Source organism: Flavobacterium adhaerens (assembly GCF_040045115.1).
In the GTDB taxonomy this organism is placed as follows: Bacteria; Bacteroidota; Bacteroidia; order Flavobacteriales; family Flavobacteriaceae; genus Flavobacterium; species Flavobacterium adhaerens.
This window is the reverse complement of sequence record NZ_JBDLZX010000012.1, coordinates 91,972-111,353: the sequence shown is the minus strand read 5'-3', so window position 1 is coordinate 111,353 and position 19,382 is coordinate 91,972. Positions and strand designations below refer to the sequence as shown.

Below are 19,382 nucleotides of genomic sequence, written 5' to 3'. Positions count from 1 at the left end.
GTTGGGAATACTACAGCAGCCCCGACCCAAATAGTAGATTATACCTATAACATCCGTGGTTGGTTGAAGGGTATTAATGATGTAGCGGCACTGAGTAAATCAGGCGACCCCAAAGACCTTTTTGCCTTTAAAATCAATTATAATACTCCAAGTTCGGGTATTAGCGGTGTTAATGCTTTATACAACGGGAATATCTCCGAGACCCAATGGAAAACAAATTTTGATGAAGGAAATTTGAGGACTTATGGCTATAAATACGATAATATAAACAGACTTAGAGAAGCTATTTATAAAAAAGTAGATAATACTAATACTATTTTTTTGAATTTATATAATGAGAAGATGGATTATGATAAGAATGGTAATATCATGCATCTAACACGTTATGGAAGTTTGAATGATAGTGCGCAAACCTTGATAGATAATCTGACTTATAATTATTTGAATACTAATCAAAGCAATCAATTGAGTAGTGTTGACGATACACAAGCTAATAATTCTAATTTTTTATATGAATTTAAAAATGTATCTGGGACTGATTATAGCTATGATGCCAATGGTAATATGAAAAAAGACTTAAACAAAGGAATTGGAACGGCTACTACCGATGGTATTACCTACAATCATTTAGATTTACCAACTAAAATTACCTTTGGTACAGCAGGAAATATTGTTTACATTTACAATGCAGCAGGACAAAAGGTTCAGAAAGTGGTTACCCAGGGTTCAGACATTACCACAACAGATTATTTGGGAGGTTATCAATATGTAAAAGCTGGCTCAAACCAAGTGGGACTAAAATTTTTCCCAACAGCAGAAGGGTATGTAGAAGCTGTTACAGCAAGTTCTTTTAAATATATTTATCAGTACAAAGATCATTTGGGTAACATTCGTGTAAGTTACGACAAAGCTCTTGTTATTCAGGAAGAAAATAATTATTATCCATTTGGATTAAAACAGGAGGGATATAATACGGCTAAAAATTCTACCAATGACGGTTTAAAGTATAAGTACAATGGTAAAGAGCTGCAGGACGAGCTGGGGCTTAATGTTACAGCAATGGATTTCCGTCAATATGATAATGCTCTAGGTAGATTTAACTCGATAGATGCTTTGTCTGAAATGAGTTTTTCAACTTCACCTTTTGCATTTGCAAGAAACAATCCTGTTTTTTGGATGGATCCAAGCGGATTGCTTTCGCAAGAATTTATAAATTCTCTCTGGAACAATAGTAACAATAGTAGCGGAAAAACAGTTTGGACCAATACAGGTGGTAGCTTTTACTCTGATAATATCGGTAATGGTAAAGCAGGAAGTGTAGATAATACCACAAATGAATTCACAGGTCACGATGCCTTAAGCGAAGTTACAATTACTAAAAATAATCGTGGTGATGCTTCTTATTTAGGGCAATTACAAGCCCACGTTTATAGTACTGGTAAATTTTATAGTAGCTGGAGAACTAGACAAAGAATAAATAAGTTTAGTGATTTGGGTCAAGGCTTGCAAGATATAGGAGATGGTATAGCTATTGCTGGATATGCCTTGACAGCTACAGGAGTTTTAGCCGAAGTTGGCGTGCCTCTTGCTGGTATTGGAAATAGTATTTCTCTTGGTGGCTCTGTTATATCAACGGCAGCAGCTTCTGCACAAGTGTATTATGGAAATGATGTCTCTAAAAATGGATTTAAAATTGCAAAAGCAGCTGGTGTTTTTGCAGCTGGTGAAATTTCAAAAAAACTCTTAAACAAAGTACCAGGATTAGAACCCACTTTAAAGAATGTTGATGGAGAAGAAGTAATGAATTTAGGTAGTGAAATTTTACAACAAAATGTCAGTCTTAAAATTATGGGAATAGATAGGTATATTGATGCAAAAACCGATAAAGAATAAATTATGATACAGGATATTATTTTACCATTATTAAGTATTATTGCAGGTTTTTTGTATTCCAAATGGATTTATAAAAGTAACGGGAATAGTTTTTTTGAAGAAACAGATCATAACTTATTCAGAAAAACACAAACTCTTAAAGGATGGTTCGCCGCTCTAATACTTGTTATAGCAGGCGTTTTATTTCTTATCAAAGGGATTTCAAATTATTTATAATGCACAACCCGATAACTCGGAAATACCAGAATAAAGTTGCGAACGATAGCGCAGATTTGCAATCTGTGTCCACAAAGAGAATCAAAAAAGCCACTTCAATAACTAGACTGCCCCCAAAAAGTTAGACACTATTTGGGGGTATTTTTATGGAAAGAAAAGTGAAATATGATTTTGCATTCAAACTTGAATGCGTAAAACTTATCATTGAGAAGCATTATACACGCAAAGATGTTTCAAAGGAAAAAGGTGTTAATGAATTTATTATTTATAAATGGCTGAAGTTTTACAACAGTTATGGAGAGAAAGGTTTATTGCCAAGAAAAAATCAATATTATTCAACCGATTTTAAAATAAAAGTTTTAAAAGCTATTGACGATAAACACTTATCATTACATCAAGCCTATGTAAAATTTAACATTCCTGCACGAAGTACAATTACAAAATGGCAACGAGATTTTGCTAAATTTGGGATTGAAGGATTACAACCAAAACCTAAAGGCAGACCAAAATCCATGAGTAATTTTAAACGTAAAAAACGTAAATCTGACAAACCTCTGACACGAGAAGAAGAACTATTGCTTGAAAACGAAAGACTTCGTTGTGAAAACGCTCTATTAAAAAAGTTACAAGCCTTAATTCAAGCCGAAGAAGAAGCCAAAAAGCGCAAGCTATAATCGAATTAAGGCATGAGTTTGATTTAAATTTACTTTTAAATCAAACAGAAATGGCACGCAGTAGTTTTTACTATCACCAAAAACAAAGTAAGTTACCTGATAAGTATAAAATCATTAAAGAAGTCATAAAATCCATCTATCACAAACATAAAGGATGCTATGGCTATAGACGAATAACTGATGAACTTCAAAACAGAGGAATAATTATAAATCATAAAACGGTTTCAAAATTAATGAATCAATTGGGATTAAAAAGTATTATTAGAATCAAAAAATATAAATCTTATAAAGGAGAACAAGGCAAAATAGCTCCTAATATTTTAGCGAGGAATTTTAAAGCCAATGCTCCTAATCAAAAATGGGCAACCGATATAACAGAATTTAATGTGTCAGGAAAGAAATTGTATTTGTCTCCAATAATAGATCTATTTAATCAGGAAATAATCAGCTATGAACTAACTGAACGACCAGTGTTTAATCAAGTAGTTATGATGCTAAAAAAAGCCTTTAATAAAATACCGAAAGACACAAATCTAACGCTTCATTCTGATCAGGGCTGGCAATATCAAATGAAGCAGTATCAGTATTTATTGAAAGAAAAAGGAATTATACAAAGTATGTCAAGAAAAGAAAATTGTTTAGACAATGCTATTATTGAAAACTTTTTTGGGATATTAAAATCTGAACTTTTTTATATAAAAAAGTTCAGAACAATAGATGAATTAAAAACCGAAATAAAACAATACATTTACTATTATAATAACGAAAGAATTAAATCCAATTTAAACAAAATGAGCCCGATACAATATCGAGCTCATTATTATCAAAATTAATTATAAATTCGTCTAAACTTTTGGGTTCAGTCTAGTTATAGAAGTGGCTTTTGGTTTTCAGCATCAACCTTATAGTTTGAGGTATCGTAAATCTTTGCCGTGCTTTTCACACTATTCTTTTATAAAAATGGGTTCCATATAAGGAATTCCTATTTAATATAGGCTAAGCGAAGAATCAAAATTTGTTTTATAAGGAATAACTTTTGTTGGAGCTATTTGAGAAAAGTTTTTTTAAAACACACACATCATCAGCGTCCTTACCTATTTCTTGTGTTTACTCCTCCCAACTATCATTCTTACCATAATTTCTCCTAAGCTCATTACATTCTACTCCTAGATAGACACCTACAAGCCAGATTACAATACCTATTATTATTTCGTACCATTCCATTCCTCAAATATAGAACAGCGTATAACATACTTCAGTATCATAAAATCAGTTACTCCCAATTTGACAACTGATAATCCCGAATTGACAAGTATTTCGATTATACGCATAAAAAAAATGCCGAAGCATCTTTTTATAAACTATTATTTTTTTCTGAACTATTTGTAGAATCTAATTCATGATAATATGTTTCAAAATCAAAATCTATTTCAAATAGTTCTCTTGGATGCACCCTCAGACCTTTGGCTAATTCTATAAGACTTGAAAGCTGACAATCAATTTTGTTGTTAGCAATATTACTGATCTTACCACTATGAATTTCACATTTAGCAGCAATCTTTGCATAAGCGGTTTCACCTTTTAAAGATTTTACTTTTTGCGCAATCAATTCTTTAATTTCTTTTGTCTTATTTTCATTCTTCATTGCCATCTTTTTGTGCAATTTGAATAAAACTGAAAAAAATATTATTACCGAATTCGGTAATAATGATAAAATAGTTTATCTTTGTTTTAAGATTAAATCTTAAATTGTAATTTTGCGATTCTTCAAATAAAACATTGAAGCATTCGCTTTGAATCTCGCACTAGAAAACTGGTAATTTAATAGAAACGAGATGATAAGTTTAGATGCTCACGTCCTATGGCGTGGGCTCACTTATTGTTTCCTGGTATACCAGTACCTCTAGTGTAGTAAGCTGAGTTCCATGCCTTTTTTTATTGCCATTAATTAGGCAAAACTCAACTTCATTCTTAGCGACATTCCTTCATAGTACAGTTTCGCAATACCATTAGAGTCTGTCTAAAATTTCCACCCTTTAGGGACGGGAAAAAAGAAAATTTCTTTTAAAAAAACGTAAACAGACTTTAAATTATTAATGAATTAGTTGGGAAAGTCACTGCCACCGTCTGGCTGCAACAGGCACCAGCAGTAAGCTTTCCTATTTAAAAACCTTTTAAATCAAATGCCTATGTAATAAAAAAAAACACAAAAAAATCTTTGTGCCATAGCGTCTTAGCGGTACAATAAAAAATGGCCCTCTAACGCGTCGCCAAACAACCTAGAGGACCGTAGCTAATAAAACTAACGTTTCACTTAACCAACCCAATATTATGAATAATTTTTCATTCTTAAGGGGTGTAAAGGCTTTTTGTTTCCTGTTTTTCATGGGAAGCCTGCTGTCTTTTTCATCCATACAAGCCAAAAATCCACTTCGGAAAACTCGTAACACAAGCCAACAGCATCAAATTCAAGGCACTGTCACAGATGGTCAAAATCCCTTAGCAGGAGTTAGCATTTCGATAAAAGGAAAATCCAGTACTACTGCAACAGATTATAATGGTCATTACACCCTTTCTGCCTCATCAGACGACATCTTAGTTTTTTCATACATTGGATATAGGACACAGGAAATCCCTGTGCAAAACCGCAGTACAATCAACATTAACCTACAAGAAAACACAACAAAACTCCAAGAGGTCAAAATCAATGCGGGATACTATTCTGTAAAAAACAGCGAACGTACAGGTAGTATCTCCAAAATTACTGCCAAGGACATCGAAAAACAACCTGTTACCAATGTGCTTGCCACAATGCAAGGCAGAATGGCTGGAGTCAATATAACCCAAACCACAGGTACACCAGGAGGAAGTTTTGCTATTGAAATCAGGGGACAAAACAGTCTGCGATTAGAGGGTAATAATCCTCTTTATGTTATTGACGGAGTGCCATACTCTTCTCAGGATATTGGCAGTACCTATACTTCAGGTAACATACCCGGTCAAAATAGCCCCTTGAACAGTATCAACCCCAATGATGTCGCCAGTATAGAAGTATTAAAAGATGCAGATGCTACAGCAATATATGGCTCTCGTGGTGCCAATGGCGTAGTACTGATAACAACTAAAAAAGGGAAAGAAGGCAAAACCACTTTTAGAGCGACATACTCTAACGGAATTGGACAAGTAGCCCATTTTATGGATGTTATGGAGACCCCTGAGTATTTATCTATGCGCCGGGAGGCTTTTGCCAACGATGGAGTTACCAATTATCCTGCCAATGCCTACGATGTAAATGGAACTTGGGATCAAAACCGAAATACAAACTGGCAAAAAGAACTCATAGGAGGAACTGCTAATTACACCAACGTTCAATCCTCTTTATCTGGTGGTAACTCGCAAACCCAATTTCTTTTAAGCGGAAATTACAGTAGGGAAACTACGGTGCTTCCGGGTGATTTTGAGTACATCAAAGGTAATGGCCATTTCAATCTAAATCACGAATCGGAGAATAAGAAATTGAAAACTAACTTTACCGCCGGATACACAATTCAGCGCAATAATTTACCCGCACTAGACTATACCCGTACTGCCATCACTCTTGTCCCAAATGCTCCTGCCCTATACGATGAGCAGGGAAATCTGAACTGGGAAAACAATACTTTTGACAATCCACTTGCCCAATTGGAAGGAACAATTAAAGGAGAAACAAAGGAACTGATTGTCAACCTATTGCTTTCCTACGGCTTGGGAGCAGGATTTACGGCAAAAACAAGCTTTGGTTATACGAACCTGCAGCAAAGGCAAAACAATGTCCAACCTTCAACTATCTATAATCCAGCCTATGGATTGGGGAGCGAAATGTCAGTGCTGTTCACCAATACCGTTCATCGTGACTCTTGGATTGCTGAGCCACAAATCAATTGGAATTACGCATTGGGTAAAGGAAAAATAGACGCTTTAGCAGGAGCAACTTTTCAACAACAAAATAGTGATCAACTGGTAAGCCTTGCGGAAGGTTTTGCCAGCAATAGTTTGATTGAAAACCCAGCCTCTGCTACTAACCACTATGTACTAAACAGTGATGAATCAGTGTACAAATACCAAGCCTTTTTTGGACGTATTAACTGGAACTGGGATACAAAATATATAATAAACATCACTGGACGCAGGGATGGATCCAGTCGTTTTGGACCAGGCAGGCAGTTTGCCAATTTTGGCGCTGTTGGTGCTGCATGGCTATTTTCAAATGAGAAAATCATAAAAGACAAGCTTCCTTTTGTAAGTTTTGGAAAATTACGAACAAGTTATGGCACAACGGGTAACGACCAGATTGGGGATTACCAATACTTGGATACCTATGCCACTTCTGGTAATACCTACCAAGGGATTGGAGGACTACAGCCTACACGGCTTTTTAATCCTGATTTTGGTTGGGAAACCAATAAAAAACTGGAGGTCGCCTTAGAAACCGGTTTTTGGAACGACCGGATATTTACCACCGTAGCTTGGTACCGCAATCGCTCTTCAAACCAACTGGTAGGAATACCATTGCCTGGAACAACAGGCTTTTCGGAATTACAGGCTAATTTGGATGCTGAGGTTCAAAACAGCGGTTTCGAATTTAGTCTGAGAACCACAAATTTTCAATCTGCAGACTTTAACTGGACAAGTACTTTCAATCTGACTTGTGTTCAAAATGAGTTGCTTTCCTTTCCCGGACTTGAAGGTTCCACCTATAAATACCAATATGTAGTGGGACAACCCATTAATATAACAAAGGTCTATCACTATACAGGACTTAATCCAACTACAGGTATTTATCAATTTGAGGATTTTAATGGTGATGGCAAATTCTCGGCGGCAGATGATAAACAAATCATAAAGAATTTAAGCCCGAAATACTACGGTGGCTTTCAAAACCAACTACGCTACGGAAATGTCCAACTGGATTTTTTGTTTCAGTTTGTAAAACAGGAGGCTTTCAATGAAAACTACAGAATGGGAATGCCTGGAACGATGATCAACCAACCCGAAGGTGTTGTTGAGCATTGGGAGAATACAGGGGATTTGGGGCCGTATCAATCCTATAGCAATAGCAATTCACAAAAACGAACAGCGAACACCCGCTTTTTTCAAAGTGATGCCGCTATCAGTGATGCTTCCTTCATCCGCTTAAAAAATGTTTCCATTTCTTATGACATACCAAAAAGTTGGACTAAAAATATTGTATGCAAACTTAGCCTGCAAGGGCAAAATCTGCTAACGCTGACCCATTATAAAGGAATGGATCCTGAATTTAAAGCCTCAGGCTATTTGCCACCGCTTCGAGTTGTTACCAGTAGTTTACAAATCACCTTTTAATTTTAAAATCAATCTTATGGAAGATAATAAATTAGTATTGACACTATATTTTATGCTGTTATTGGTAATGGTGGGATGTGACAGTTTTACCGAGGTAGACTTGCCATCTTCGCAATTGACAGCAAAAGACGTATTTCAGGACAAAACCACTGCTAATGCTGCTATGGTCGATATTTACACAAATATACGTGATCGTGGACTACTTACTGGCTATCCTACAGGGATTTCATGTGAACTGGGACTTTATAGCGACGAACTGATGTTTTACGGAATTTCAGGTACTGGCCAGTCCAACTTCTACACAAATTCACTATTGGCTTCTGATCTGGAAATAGTGGAATTATGGACTAGCAGTTATAATCAGATTTACGCTGCCAACGCTATCATTGAAGGTGTTGCATTATCGGATGTGCTAGATCCATCAGATAAAAATCAACTAACGGGAGAGGCTTTGTTTGTTAGGGCTCTCATTCATTTTTATCTTGTGAATACTTTTGGAGACATTCCCTGTTTGCTAACTACCGATTATCGAAAAAACAAAACGGTACATCGAATGCCGGTTAATGAAGTATATGCACAAATTAAAGCTGATCTGATTGAGGCAAGTGAATTATTGCCTGAAGGATACATAGGTGCAGATCGAGTACGTCCCAATAAATGGGCTGCTCAGGCATTATTAGCCAGAGTCTGCCTTTATAGACAGGAATGGGATGAAGCTTCAAATGCAGCTTCGGCTGTTCTGAATCAAACAGGATTATATATTTGGCCTTCAGATATTGGTACAGTATTTGGCAAAGACAGCCCCTCCACTATTTGGCAATTGATGCCTCCAATAGCTGGAGCGAATACCTATGAGGCGGGAACATTTATTTTTGTTGAAGGACCTCCTCTTTCTGTAGTAATTAGTGACCAGCTAATCGGTGCATTTAGTAATGATGATCTTCGTAAATCAAATTGGATCAAAACAGTGACAAACGGAACGGATACATGGTACCATGCGAACAAATATAAAGAAGCTTCCAACACAGGAACATCTGTGGAATACTCCATTGTGCTGAGAATGGCAGAGCAATATCTCTTAAGGGCTGAGGCTCGTGCGTACCAAGGTGATCTAATTGGCGCAAAAGAAGATCTAAACAAAACTAGAAATCTGGCAGGTCTTACCGATACTAATGCCATTACAGCTGCAGAAATTATTGCTGAGGTGATTAAGGAAAGACGTCTTGAATTCTTTACGGAATTTGCAACCCGATTTTTCGATTTAAAAAGAACGGGGAGTCTCGATGCAACACTATCACCTGTAAAACCACAATGGGATACTACAGACAATCTGTTACCGCTTCCCGAATCCGAATTTTTACTTAATCCTAATCTTGCTCCACAAAATGCAAACTATTAAAAGAAGTATTTCAATTAAAAGATTCAGGAAGTATGAACTGTCGGTTATTACTTTTACTCTTTTTTTGTCTTGGTTAGTGATCTGCCCCTTATGGGGGCAGTCTAGCCAAAAGCGACCACTTACCAAAGAGGACTATAGTCTTTGGAGTAAACTGGTGGCAATGAATATATCCAATAAGGGCAATTGGAGCAGTTATTTAGTAAGGTACGAATCCCAAAAGGACACTTTGTTTGTTAAAAATACCAAAAACAAATTGACCTATCATTTTCCTTATGGTAAAAGCGGTGTTTTTAATAGCGAAACCCATTTTGCCTGCATTGCTAGAGATACGCTTTTAGTACAAAACCTGACGAGTGGCCTGCTTACAAAAACAGCTGATGTTACTGATTTTGCGTTTTCAGACAATGAGAAATATTTGTTGCTATTGAAAAAAAAGGCCAATCAAAAACAAAATCTTATTGTTCAGGATATGCAGGGAAATACAGTAGAAGAAATTCACAATGTAAATACCTGGCGCTTAGAACCCAATCGTAAAGGTGTAGTATACGCAATAGATTCAATTGGTAAAAATGAAACCGGTTTTTTAAAATTAGGATTAAAAATCGAAAAAAGTACCATTTTATCAGGTAGTAATGGTACATTTCAAAATCTGAACTGGAAAGACAATACTATAGCTTTTATCCAAAATGTAATGGATGATCCACAGCTTTACAGCTATACTATTGATACCAAAAAACTGAATCATTTTGATAGGAAGTCACAGCCAAACTTTCCTGTAGATATGAAAATTTCTGATGCAGTTTTCAACCAATTGACAATATCGGATGATGGTAATCAAGTTTTTTTCTGGCTCAAGGAAAACCAGGATAGGTTTCGTCCTATTGATCCAGCTGCTGTACAAATATGGAATACGGCCGATAAACTACTCTTTAGCCGTAAAAAAAATTACGGACAATACAGTCAGGAGGATAAGATGGCAGTATGGTCGGTCAAGCACAACCACTTTATTCAGATAACCGACAGGGAAATACCAAAAGGATTCCTGAGTGGAGATTACAAATATGCTTTTATTTATGACCCTGTGGCCTATGAGCCCCAAAACAGTTTTGATGGTGCTTATGATCTGTATATTGTTGATCTAACATCTGGCAAAAGAAAAAAAATACTCGAAAAATATTCGGGTGACTACTTAACGGTTCCTTCTTCTAGTGGAAAATTTCTCGCTTACGTCCAGCAAGGAAACTGGTGGATTTATGATGTTGAAAAAGATACCCATACCAATATTACTAAAACAATACCGGTATCTTTTTTTAGAGAGGATCAGGATGTGCCTATACAACCAGCTCCCTATGGTGTCGCAGGATGGACAGAAAAAGACAAAACGGTAATTTTATATGATCAATTCGATCTATGGCAAATTGCTACTGATGGCAAAACAAAAAAGAAACTTACCAAAGGTCGGGAAAAACAAAGATCCTATCGTATTGAAAACCTAAATTCAAAACCTCTATATCAAAATGCGCTAATTGACCCTAAGACACAACCGTTACAACTTAATAATGGATTTATTTTAAGTGTCTTAAATCTTCGTTCACGAGCATCTGGTTTCTGTAAATGGAGTGTAAAAAATGGGGTAACTCCATTGGTTTGGGAGCCTAAAAAAGTGAACCAGATCATTAAAGCCCCCAACAACGACACATACCTCTACGTAGAACAAAATTATGAAGTGGCCCCCAGGCTAATGCTTTATCATACATCACCGCAGATAATTGAACAATCCAACAGACAACAGGAGCATTTTTATTGGGGCAAGGCAGAGCCAATACGATATAGCCTTAAAGGAAAAGAATTGTCAGGGATACTCTATTATCCGGCAGAATACCAAGAGGGCAAAAAATACCCAATGATTGTGCATGTTTATCAACGGCAGTTCTCTTATTTAAATGATTACGAAAATCCAAGTTCTTATGTAGGGGATGGTTTTAATATTACCAATTATACCACTCAGGGATACTTTGTTTTATATCCGGACATGGTTTTTGAAATTGCCAATGTGGCACAGTCGGCAACAGCATGTGTATTGTCTGCAGTGGATGCAGTCATTGCAAAAGGAGATGTTGATCCTAAAAAAGTGGGACTCATCGGACATTCATTTGGAGGTTATGAGACCGATTTAATTATTACACAAACCGACAGGTTTGCCACTGCGGTTTCTGGTTCAGCCTGGACAGACCTCATTAGCAGCTATCTCTATGTGGGGGTTAACTTTCAGATACCCGATTTTTACCGCGCTGAGCACGATCAGTTACGTATTGGTAAATCACTTTTTGAAGATACTGAAACTTATTTGAAAAATTCTCCTGTTTTACAGGCATCAAATGTAAAAACTCCGCTATTGGGATGGACTGGAGAACAAGATCGACACATCCATTATCTCCAAAGTATGGAATTTTATCTAGCACTCAGACGTTTGAATAAAGAACATACCTTGCTGGTTTATCCAGAAGAAAAACACACGTTGTGGAAACGGGAAAATCAAAAAGACCTCACCCTTCGTATAGAGCAATGGTTTAATTATTATCTTAAAAATGCCCCAATTCAAAGTTGGATGAAAAGTGAATAGTACTAAAAGCACTTGAGATTTCATAAAAAACGATACCACCCAATTTCTTTGGATGGTATCGTACTTTCTACTAATAAGTTATTACTCAATATTTCTTTGCAACGGAGTTGCACAATTGGAAGCACCCGCTAAAGAATAAAGTTGGGATCCATCAGGAGCGGTACAGTCAAAAACCCCTGAATTAGAACATTCTTGCACTGCTTGACAAGGGATAGCAGCAGATACATGTTTGTACCCCATTACAGGCGCTACATCCTTTTCACTTTCGTTCATTGCATGAGTGCTAAAAGCACCTACCAATCCCAGTGCAACCACCGCCATTGGCATTACGAAATTCACAAATTTAGTTTTCATAATAATATAATTGATAGTTATCGATCTACTCTTTTTTACAGGTTTTCGATCTAATCCCTGCTACTTGGCCAATAGATTTTAATACTTTAATCATGAAGCAACTCATACTTATTTTTTATAATTCGCAGTAATTCTTTTTTCCAAATTATAACAGACGATATTTTTCCCGATCAATGCGTATAATTTATTATTGTTTACAACAAAACTGCGCATTTTTCTACCATCTATATCATAAATGTAAAAACTCAATAAATAGCTATTGTCTACAACATTATACACATCAATAATACTTGCCTTTTTCCACAGCACATCTTGTTCATACTTCCCTGGAATTGCTGAATTAACAAACAATAAATTAGAATACGCTGCACTACTTTTATTGACAAACAAAGGTGGTTTTGAAAACTTTCTCTGATGATGTTTTACAACTTTTACCACACTTAATTTTGCATGGCTAATAGTATCGATTGTATTGCCCCTAAAATCAATTTTTAGATGCTTATCGAAAACAGTAAATTGATTGCGATACGCATACAAAAAAATAAACCTTTGCAAGCTTGTACTATATAGCAACTGTCCATCAGTATCAAACACCCCATCAAATTGTTTTTGTAAAATATCCTGATTCAAGATTGTTTTTGTAGTACCTATTGGATTTATAATTCCCATAATGGCCTCACCATTAATAGAACTAAAAGTACGTACAGCAATAGCCGTTGAATCTATTGCCTGAGCCGTTGTAAAGTATTCTCCTCCCTTCTTAATTAGTTTTGCTTTCCAATCTTTGGTGCTTCCTTTGTACACACAGGGTATTAGACCATCCAACACATAAAAATTAGGTGTTCGCACTATAACTTTGATCGCCTGAAAAGGGAGGTCTTTGCGATCAAGATCAATATTTTTTTTTCCCCATTGACCTAAGATTGTGTCCAATGTTGTAATCAATAAAGGTGCAGTGGTATTGCCTAAATATATTCTATCATTATCTACGCCTGCAATGTAATAGGAATTCAGTTTAAGGTCCATATTAGCTATTAACGTAGCAGATGTATGCGGAAAACGTCTTGCCAATTTATTATGATAATGAATAATATTCTCTGACATTAGAAATAATCCAACAACTGAAGCGATACTAAAAAAGGATATACAGATAAATAAAACAAAAATTGTTTTTGATTGTTCCTTAGGTACTAATTCTTTATTAGAAAAAAATAATATCAAAGCCAATATCGCCAAGATGACAAAAACGGTATTAAAAATTAAATGCTGTGTCCAATTAAGTTTTTCAAGGACACCTCCACAAGAACATGGTACAAATGAGGTATAATGGAGTACAATAAAAATATAGGCTGTAAACATGACCATTAAACCATAAGAAGCAAATAAACCGATTGCTCGAAATTTTGGAATGACAATGAGCACGCAAATTAAGAGCTCTATAGCCGGTACCAAAACAGAGACCCAACCTGCAAAAGCACTTAATAATGGGGATTGCCCCAATTGCACTTGGAAGTTTTCAAAATCCAATAGTTTACTTACTGCTGCATAAACAAACAATAGAACATAGAGTAAGCAAATAAACTCAATAATTGCTTTTTGTATCTTGGTGGTCATCCACATAACTTCATAGGTTTTAGTTCCATGAAGTAAAATTCAGAATTCCAAAACCAAAACCCTTGCCTTATTGGGAGCAAAACTTAACCAAAACGGATAAAATTCGAATAGCTAAATTTAATCTTTTGATTGAGAACCAAGATCGATATCATTTCGATTCAATTCATAAGGAGAATACCCATATCGCTTTTTAAAAGATTTTGAAAAATTAGGATAATTGTTAAAGCCATTCATTTCCGAAATATTTTTTAAAGGAAATGTGGTGTTCTCAATCATAAAATGGGCTCTTTTCAAACGTTCTTCATTATAAAATTGATAGATGCTGGTCTTAAAAAAATAACGAAAGCCCTCTTTCAGTTTATATTCGTTAGAACCAAATTGACGTGAAAGTTCTTTTAGTGATGGAAGTGGTTCTTCAAGATGGGCTAAGATATAATCATAAAGCTTTTGAATCAAAAAAGCATCTGATTTTCTGGGTTTAATTTGTTTCTCGTCATCATTTTCATTTACCATAGGATTATACGATTCTTGAGGAACTGGAGTTACAAGGCTCAATATAAGTTCTGGTCGGTTAATTAATTTCCCGATACTGCAGGAAACAGAAATAAGCAGATTATCTTTAGTAGTGAAATCCAATTGAATCATTGTAGGCATACGAACATCTTTTGCGAAAACTTCCTGTAATTGATGCATAGAAGCTTTAGTAAGGATACTCGACAAAGGTTGATTTAATAAATCAGATTCCAAATAGCCCAAAAAAGAAATAACTTCAGGAGTAAAGCTTTTAATAAGTAGAGCATCATCCAAAATAAAAGAAGTTTGAGCAATAAAACGATGTGTGCTATGACTATTGACATAGCCACCATGAAAAATCGACTCTTTCATCTCTTCAGCAACCATGTTAATTAAAATAACAAGTGTTTCCAATTCATCATCATAAGGACTCAAAGGGATACGGCTGTTAAAATTACCCCGAGCCATTTCAAACAACATTTGATACATTGAAACAATCCGCTCTTGATTATGTGGACTTTTCATAAGTTTAATTTGTAATCTATTTATTCTTAGATATAATCTTAACTATACATACTGTTTCAGATAAACCAAAGCTTCATTTTGATTAGTGAAAATCTTTGTTGGCACTATGGGCTTACTAATCTTTAAATAAAATGTACTGATGGTTAAAATAACTTTTTCGTGGATTAGCAGACCGACTGCTTTGGTCAAAATTGAACCAGATTGTGCAAGATAATCTCTTCCAGCTTTCTCTGTCGAAATAACACCTCGGACATCACACAACACAGGAAATGATTTTTCATTTTGAAAACGAATTCTGTCGGTTACAACACATTGAGCTACCTTCAGATCTATTATCGTATTGGGCTTGTATTCAAAAAAAAGAATATCATCAGATACCCAAAAGCGGGCATAATTATTCTCATAAAAATCATGTGCTGCAATCATTTTTTTATGAATTTAATAGTGTGAAATTTTAACAAAAATATAAACATTTAATAACATCGCTGTTGTTAATTCGGTATTATTTATTGCCTTTTGATGTTTTAGTTGTCAATTCGGGATTTTGACTTGTCAGTTCGGGAGCATTTAAAAATTAGATGAAAATACTTTTATTTATTATAGCCAATTTTGACAGGTATTATAGTTACTAACCAAAAAAAGAAATAAAACCAAGTAAAAAACATCAAAATGGCAAAAATCAAACACAACAATTTTATCGATACGGTAGATGAAATTTTTACTGTTGCTAAAAACGAAGGTGCATTACACTTATATGCCGAAAACAAAGTTCTAACAGGCAGAACAATACAAATAAAAGATAAAGAGATGTTTCATTTCGGGACTACTGGCTATCTGGGCTTGGAACAAGATAAAAGAGTTAAAGAAGCCGCAATAGAAGCTATTCACAATTACGGTACACAATTTCCTCTTTCAAAATCATACATCTCACATCCCCTTTACAGTGAACTCGAGCATAAAATAGAATTAATGTACGGAATTCAACCGATTATAACCAAGAACAGTACATTGGGTCATTTAGCGGTTATTCCAACATTAATCAGAGATGAAGATGCTGTTATAATTGATCATCAGGTACATTGGAGTGTCCAAAATGCTTGTCAACTTTTAAAACTAAGAGGAATTCCTGTTGAAATGATTAGGCACAGTAATTTAGAAATGCTGGAAGACAAAATCAAACAATTAATTCCAAAATGCAACAAAATATGGTATATGGCAGATGGAGTTTATTCCATGTTTGGTGACTATGCCCCTATTCCCGAATTATTTACTTTAACTCAAAAATATCCTCAATTAAACCTCTACTTTGACGATGTTCACGGTATGAGTTGGAAAGGAAAAAACGGTACAGGTTTTGTCTTTGGTACAATAAAAGAATTACCTGAAAATTGTGTTGTTGTCAGCACATTAAGTAAAACCTTTGGAGCCAGCGGTGCAACAGTATTTTGCAAGAATCAAAAGTTGAGGGAAAAAATTAAAAACTTTGGAGGACCACTTACTTTTTCTGCCCAACTGGAACCCGCATCGGTTGCGGCTGCAATTGCCTCAGCAGATATTCATTTATCTACGGAAATAGAATTAAAACAAAATGAGTTGGCAGATAAAATAACCTACTTCAATCAATTATTGTCACAAGGAAACCTTCCGATAATTTCAAAAAATGATTCACCTGTTTTCTTTTTAGGATTAGGGACACCGGCAACAGCTTATAACTTTGTGCAACGTTTATTTAAGGAAGGATTTTTCCTGAATTTGGGGATCTATCCCGCTGTACCTATCAAAAATACAGGAATCAGAATTACGTTGTCCAGTCACAATCAACAAGATGATATTAAAGCCTTGGCTGAAGCAATGGAATACCATTTTCCTAAAGCTTTAGAAGAAACAAATAACAGTGAAAGCAAAATCAACCAGGCATTTGGAATAGAAAATAGAAAAAAGGAAAAGGTTTCTGCTTCAGAACCAAGCGAACTCTTTATCGAAGAAAAAAAGACCATTCAGGATATCGAGAAGACAGAATGGAATCACTGTATGGCTAATCACAATATTTTCAATTGGGACGGTCTAGTTTATTTAGAAAAAACATTCAGCCAGCATCCCGATCCTACCAATCACTGGGATTTTTACTATTTCACCATTAAGGACAACATAGGCGATATTATTTTAATGACTTTTTTTACTTATGGTTTATGGAAAGATGATATGCTGGCAACTGAATCAGTTTCTCTCCACTTGGAAGAAATAAGAAAAAGCAATCCTTTATACCTTACTTCAAAAGTGTTGGGTATGGGGTCATTATTTACTGAAGGAGAACACTGCTTCATCAATGAAGAACACCCCTTAGCAGAAAGAGCATTAAAGTTATTATTAGACAAAGTAGAAGAAAAATACAACGCCCTAAATGCAGATATGCTGGTTTTACGGGATTTCAAAAAAGACAATATTTACAACAAAACAATTCTAGATCTAGGATATTTCAAAATAGATATGCCGGAATCCTGTGTGTTGCAAAATCCAATATGGAGTACCAATGAAGAGTTTGCAAATGGGTTATCCCCTCGTTCCCGCAAGCATTTCAATAAAGAGATTGAACCTTTTGAAAAGTATTATGATGTTCAAATAAAAGAAAGATTAAGCAAATATGAAATGGAAAGAGCTTACCAGCTCTATATCAATGTGAAAGATAAAAATTTTGCCATTAATACATTCCAGTACACGAAGGAGGTTTTCGATAATATGGATGAGAATCTTAATTGGGAATTCATCGTATTAACTTTGAAGACAGAAATCAATAACCCAATGGTAGGAATTATGTTTTGCTATAAAAACAACAATCATACCTACGTGCCAGAATTAATTGGTATGGATTATGAATGGGCAAAAGAATACCAACTCTACAGACAATTGTTGTTCCAAACAATAAAAAGAGCAAATGCACTACAATTCTCAAAAATAGACTTTGGGATATCAGCAACTTTTGAAAAAAGAAAATTGGGATCTGAGATAATACAAAAAGTAGCTTACATCCAGACAAGGGATAATTACGAAATGGAATTGATGAATACTTTACAAAACGATTACAAATTTTGATTACCCAATACTAAGATAATTTTAATCAACAAACCTTGATATCTTTTACTAATTAGTTTTGTCATGAAATAATTGCAGTTTAATCCTAAAGAATGTAGTGTTACAGAAGAAATCTTAATGTTTATTTAATCCAAGTTTTGTAAAAGATATAGCATTAAATTCAGACTATGAAATCAATTAGTTCTATTATTTCCGAAATTCGTATTAAAGAAGAAAAAGTTTTGCACGAAACAAAACACCCTATTGATGAAGCCTATCAGATGACACTATATCTAAAAGAGATACTATATTCTGCTCGAGAATATATTCTCAAGATAGGATTTAAAAATGAGACAGAAGAAATGGAATTTTTTCGTGATGTAAAACCCCAAATACTGGGAAAGCTGATCTATTATAATAAAATATTTAGAATAGAGACTGATTGTCCTGTAAAGGACGGTAAGTTATATCAGAAATTCTTCATGAGTCAGCTTCAACAACTAAAGCAGGAATTTGAAGAAGATATTTATGGTTCTCATTTTTACCGTTATTATAGGTCGGGAAGAAGAGACCGTGATGAAGAATATTTTATGCGTGGAAAAATTAATTATCGAGATGGTCTTAATAGTTATGTTTTTGAAATAGATCATCAGTTTTCTACCTATTATGATTCTAAAGTCGCAAGAATTGTTGCAAATGAGTTGATCTATACTTATTTGATTGCGAAAATAAGCCCCGAAGAATCGAGTGGTTATTTATTACAAAATCCTGAATCTACCAAAGATATTTTTTGGACTGATTCAAAAAATGCTCTCATAGAATTAATTTATGCCCTGTATGCCTCCGGCGTAATATCGCATGGTAAGATAGGCATTCGTAAAATTACGTTGGTATTTCAAATACTTTTTCGCGTTCCACTTGGGGATATACATCATTCTTTTCACAGGATGAAGGATAGGGCTGGAACAAGGACAATGTTTCTTGATCAGTTGAAGTTATCCCTGGAACAGTATATGGATAAAGGGTTGTAGCAAATTTTATTCTTTTTTTTTGTCTCAAGCAGTGCAAATCGCACTGCTTTTTTTTGCCCATTTATGGCAATGGGTGCAAGATATATTTTTCAATTTATATCTGCATAGTT

13 protein-coding genes are annotated in these 19,382 nt (G+C 35.0%); 8 read left to right on the top strand and 5 right to left on the bottom strand.

Annotation, left to right across the window (positions count from 1 at the left end; all coding sequences use genetic code 11):
* The 3 genes from ABEB18_RS15070 to ABEB18_RS15060 all read left to right on the top strand — a co-directional run.
* Nucleotides 1-1,893, top strand: a 1,893-nt coding sequence (locus ABEB18_RS15070; RefSeq protein WP_348800148.1) for an RHS repeat domain-containing protein, incomplete at its 5' end; no start/stop codon positions are given.
* 3 nt (nt 1,894-1,896) lie between these two features.
* The gene (locus ABEB18_RS15065; RefSeq protein WP_348800147.1) at nt 1,897-2,109 is read left to right on the top strand and encodes a hypothetical protein; all 213 of its coding nucleotides are present in this window, start codon (nt 1,897-1,899) and stop codon (nt 2,107-2,109) included.
* A gap of 146 nt (nt 2,110-2,255) precedes the next feature.
* Nucleotides 2,256-3,616, top strand: a protein-coding gene (locus ABEB18_RS15060) for an IS3 family transposase (RefSeq protein ID WP_348800146.1) whose coding sequence is annotated in 2 segments (ribosomal slippage) — nt 2,256-2,744 and nt 2,747-3,616 — 1,359 coding nt in all. Because the reading frame shifts where the segments join, the coding sequence is not laid out codon by codon here.
* A gap of 521 nt (nt 3,617-4,137) precedes the next feature.
* Here the strand turns inward: ABEB18_RS15060 and ABEB18_RS15055 are convergent.
* Complete coding sequence (locus ABEB18_RS15055; protein WP_348800145.1) at nt 4,138-4,428, bottom strand: helix-turn-helix transcriptional regulator; 291 nt, start codon at nt 4,426-4,428, stop codon at nt 4,138-4,140.
* A gap of 686 nt (nt 4,429-5,114) precedes the next feature.
* Here ABEB18_RS15055 and ABEB18_RS15050 point away from each other — a divergent pair.
* From ABEB18_RS15050 to ABEB18_RS15040, 3 genes are read left to right on the top strand one after another with little or no spacing between them, the layout of a single operon-like run.
* The gene (locus ABEB18_RS15050; RefSeq protein WP_348800144.1) at nt 5,115-8,144 is read left to right on the top strand and encodes a SusC/RagA family TonB-linked outer membrane protein; all 3,030 of its coding nucleotides are present in this window, start codon (nt 5,115-5,117) and stop codon (nt 8,142-8,144) included.
* A 16-nt stretch (nt 8,145-8,160) separates the two neighbouring features.
* Nucleotides 8,161-9,543: a RagB/SusD family nutrient uptake outer membrane protein gene (locus ABEB18_RS15045; protein ID WP_348800143.1), complete on the top strand. Its 1,383-nt coding sequence runs from the start codon at nt 8,161-8,163 to the stop codon at nt 9,541-9,543.
* Nucleotides 9,530-12,166 (top strand): alpha/beta hydrolase family protein, encoded by a 2,637-nt coding sequence (locus ABEB18_RS15040; protein WP_348800142.1) that lies wholly within the window; start codon nt 9,530-9,532, stop codon nt 12,164-12,166. The genes ABEB18_RS15045 and ABEB18_RS15040 overlap by 14 nt, the downstream gene beginning before the upstream one ends.
* Nucleotides 12,167-12,247: 81 nt before the next feature.
* On the opposite strand, the gene ABEB18_RS15035 is transcribed toward ABEB18_RS15040, so the two are convergent.
* The 4 genes from ABEB18_RS15035 to ABEB18_RS15020 all read right to left on the bottom strand — a co-directional run bounded on the left by ABEB18_RS15035 (nt 12,248) and on the right by ABEB18_RS15020 (nt 15,598).
* A complete protein-coding gene (locus ABEB18_RS15035; protein ID WP_348800141.1) occupies nt 12,248-12,520 on the bottom strand; it encodes a DUF6520 family protein in 273 nt (90 codons plus the stop codon).
* Between the two features lie 108 nt (nt 12,521-12,628).
* Complete coding sequence (locus ABEB18_RS15030; RefSeq protein ID WP_348800140.1) at nt 12,629-14,134, bottom strand: MauE/DoxX family redox-associated membrane protein; 1,506 nt, start codon at nt 14,132-14,134, stop codon at nt 12,629-12,631.
* Nucleotides 14,135-14,251: 117 nt separating this feature from the next.
* A complete protein-coding gene (locus ABEB18_RS15025) occupies nt 14,252-15,172 on the bottom strand; it encodes a helix-turn-helix transcriptional regulator (RefSeq protein ID WP_348800139.1) in 921 nt (306 codons plus the stop codon).
* Between the two features lie 42 nt (nt 15,173-15,214).
* A complete protein-coding gene (locus tag ABEB18_RS15020) occupies nt 15,215-15,598 on the bottom strand; it encodes a DUF7793 family protein (protein ID WP_348800138.1) in 384 nt (127 codons plus the stop codon).
* Nucleotides 15,599-15,841: 243 nt separating this feature from the next.
* Here ABEB18_RS15020 and ABEB18_RS15015 point away from each other — a divergent pair, with 243 nt between their 5' ends.
* The gene (locus ABEB18_RS15015) at nt 15,842-18,262 is read left to right on the top strand and encodes an aminotransferase class I/II-fold pyridoxal phosphate-dependent enzyme (protein WP_348800137.1); all 2,421 of its coding nucleotides are present in this window, start codon (nt 15,842-15,844) and stop codon (nt 18,260-18,262) included.
* A gap of 167 nt (nt 18,263-18,429) precedes the next feature.
* The gene (locus tag ABEB18_RS15010) at nt 18,430-19,272 is read left to right on the top strand and encodes an RteC domain-containing protein (RefSeq protein WP_348800136.1); all 843 of its coding nucleotides are present in this window, start codon (nt 18,430-18,432) and stop codon (nt 19,270-19,272) included.
* Nucleotides 19,273-19,382 lie beyond the last annotated feature (110 nt).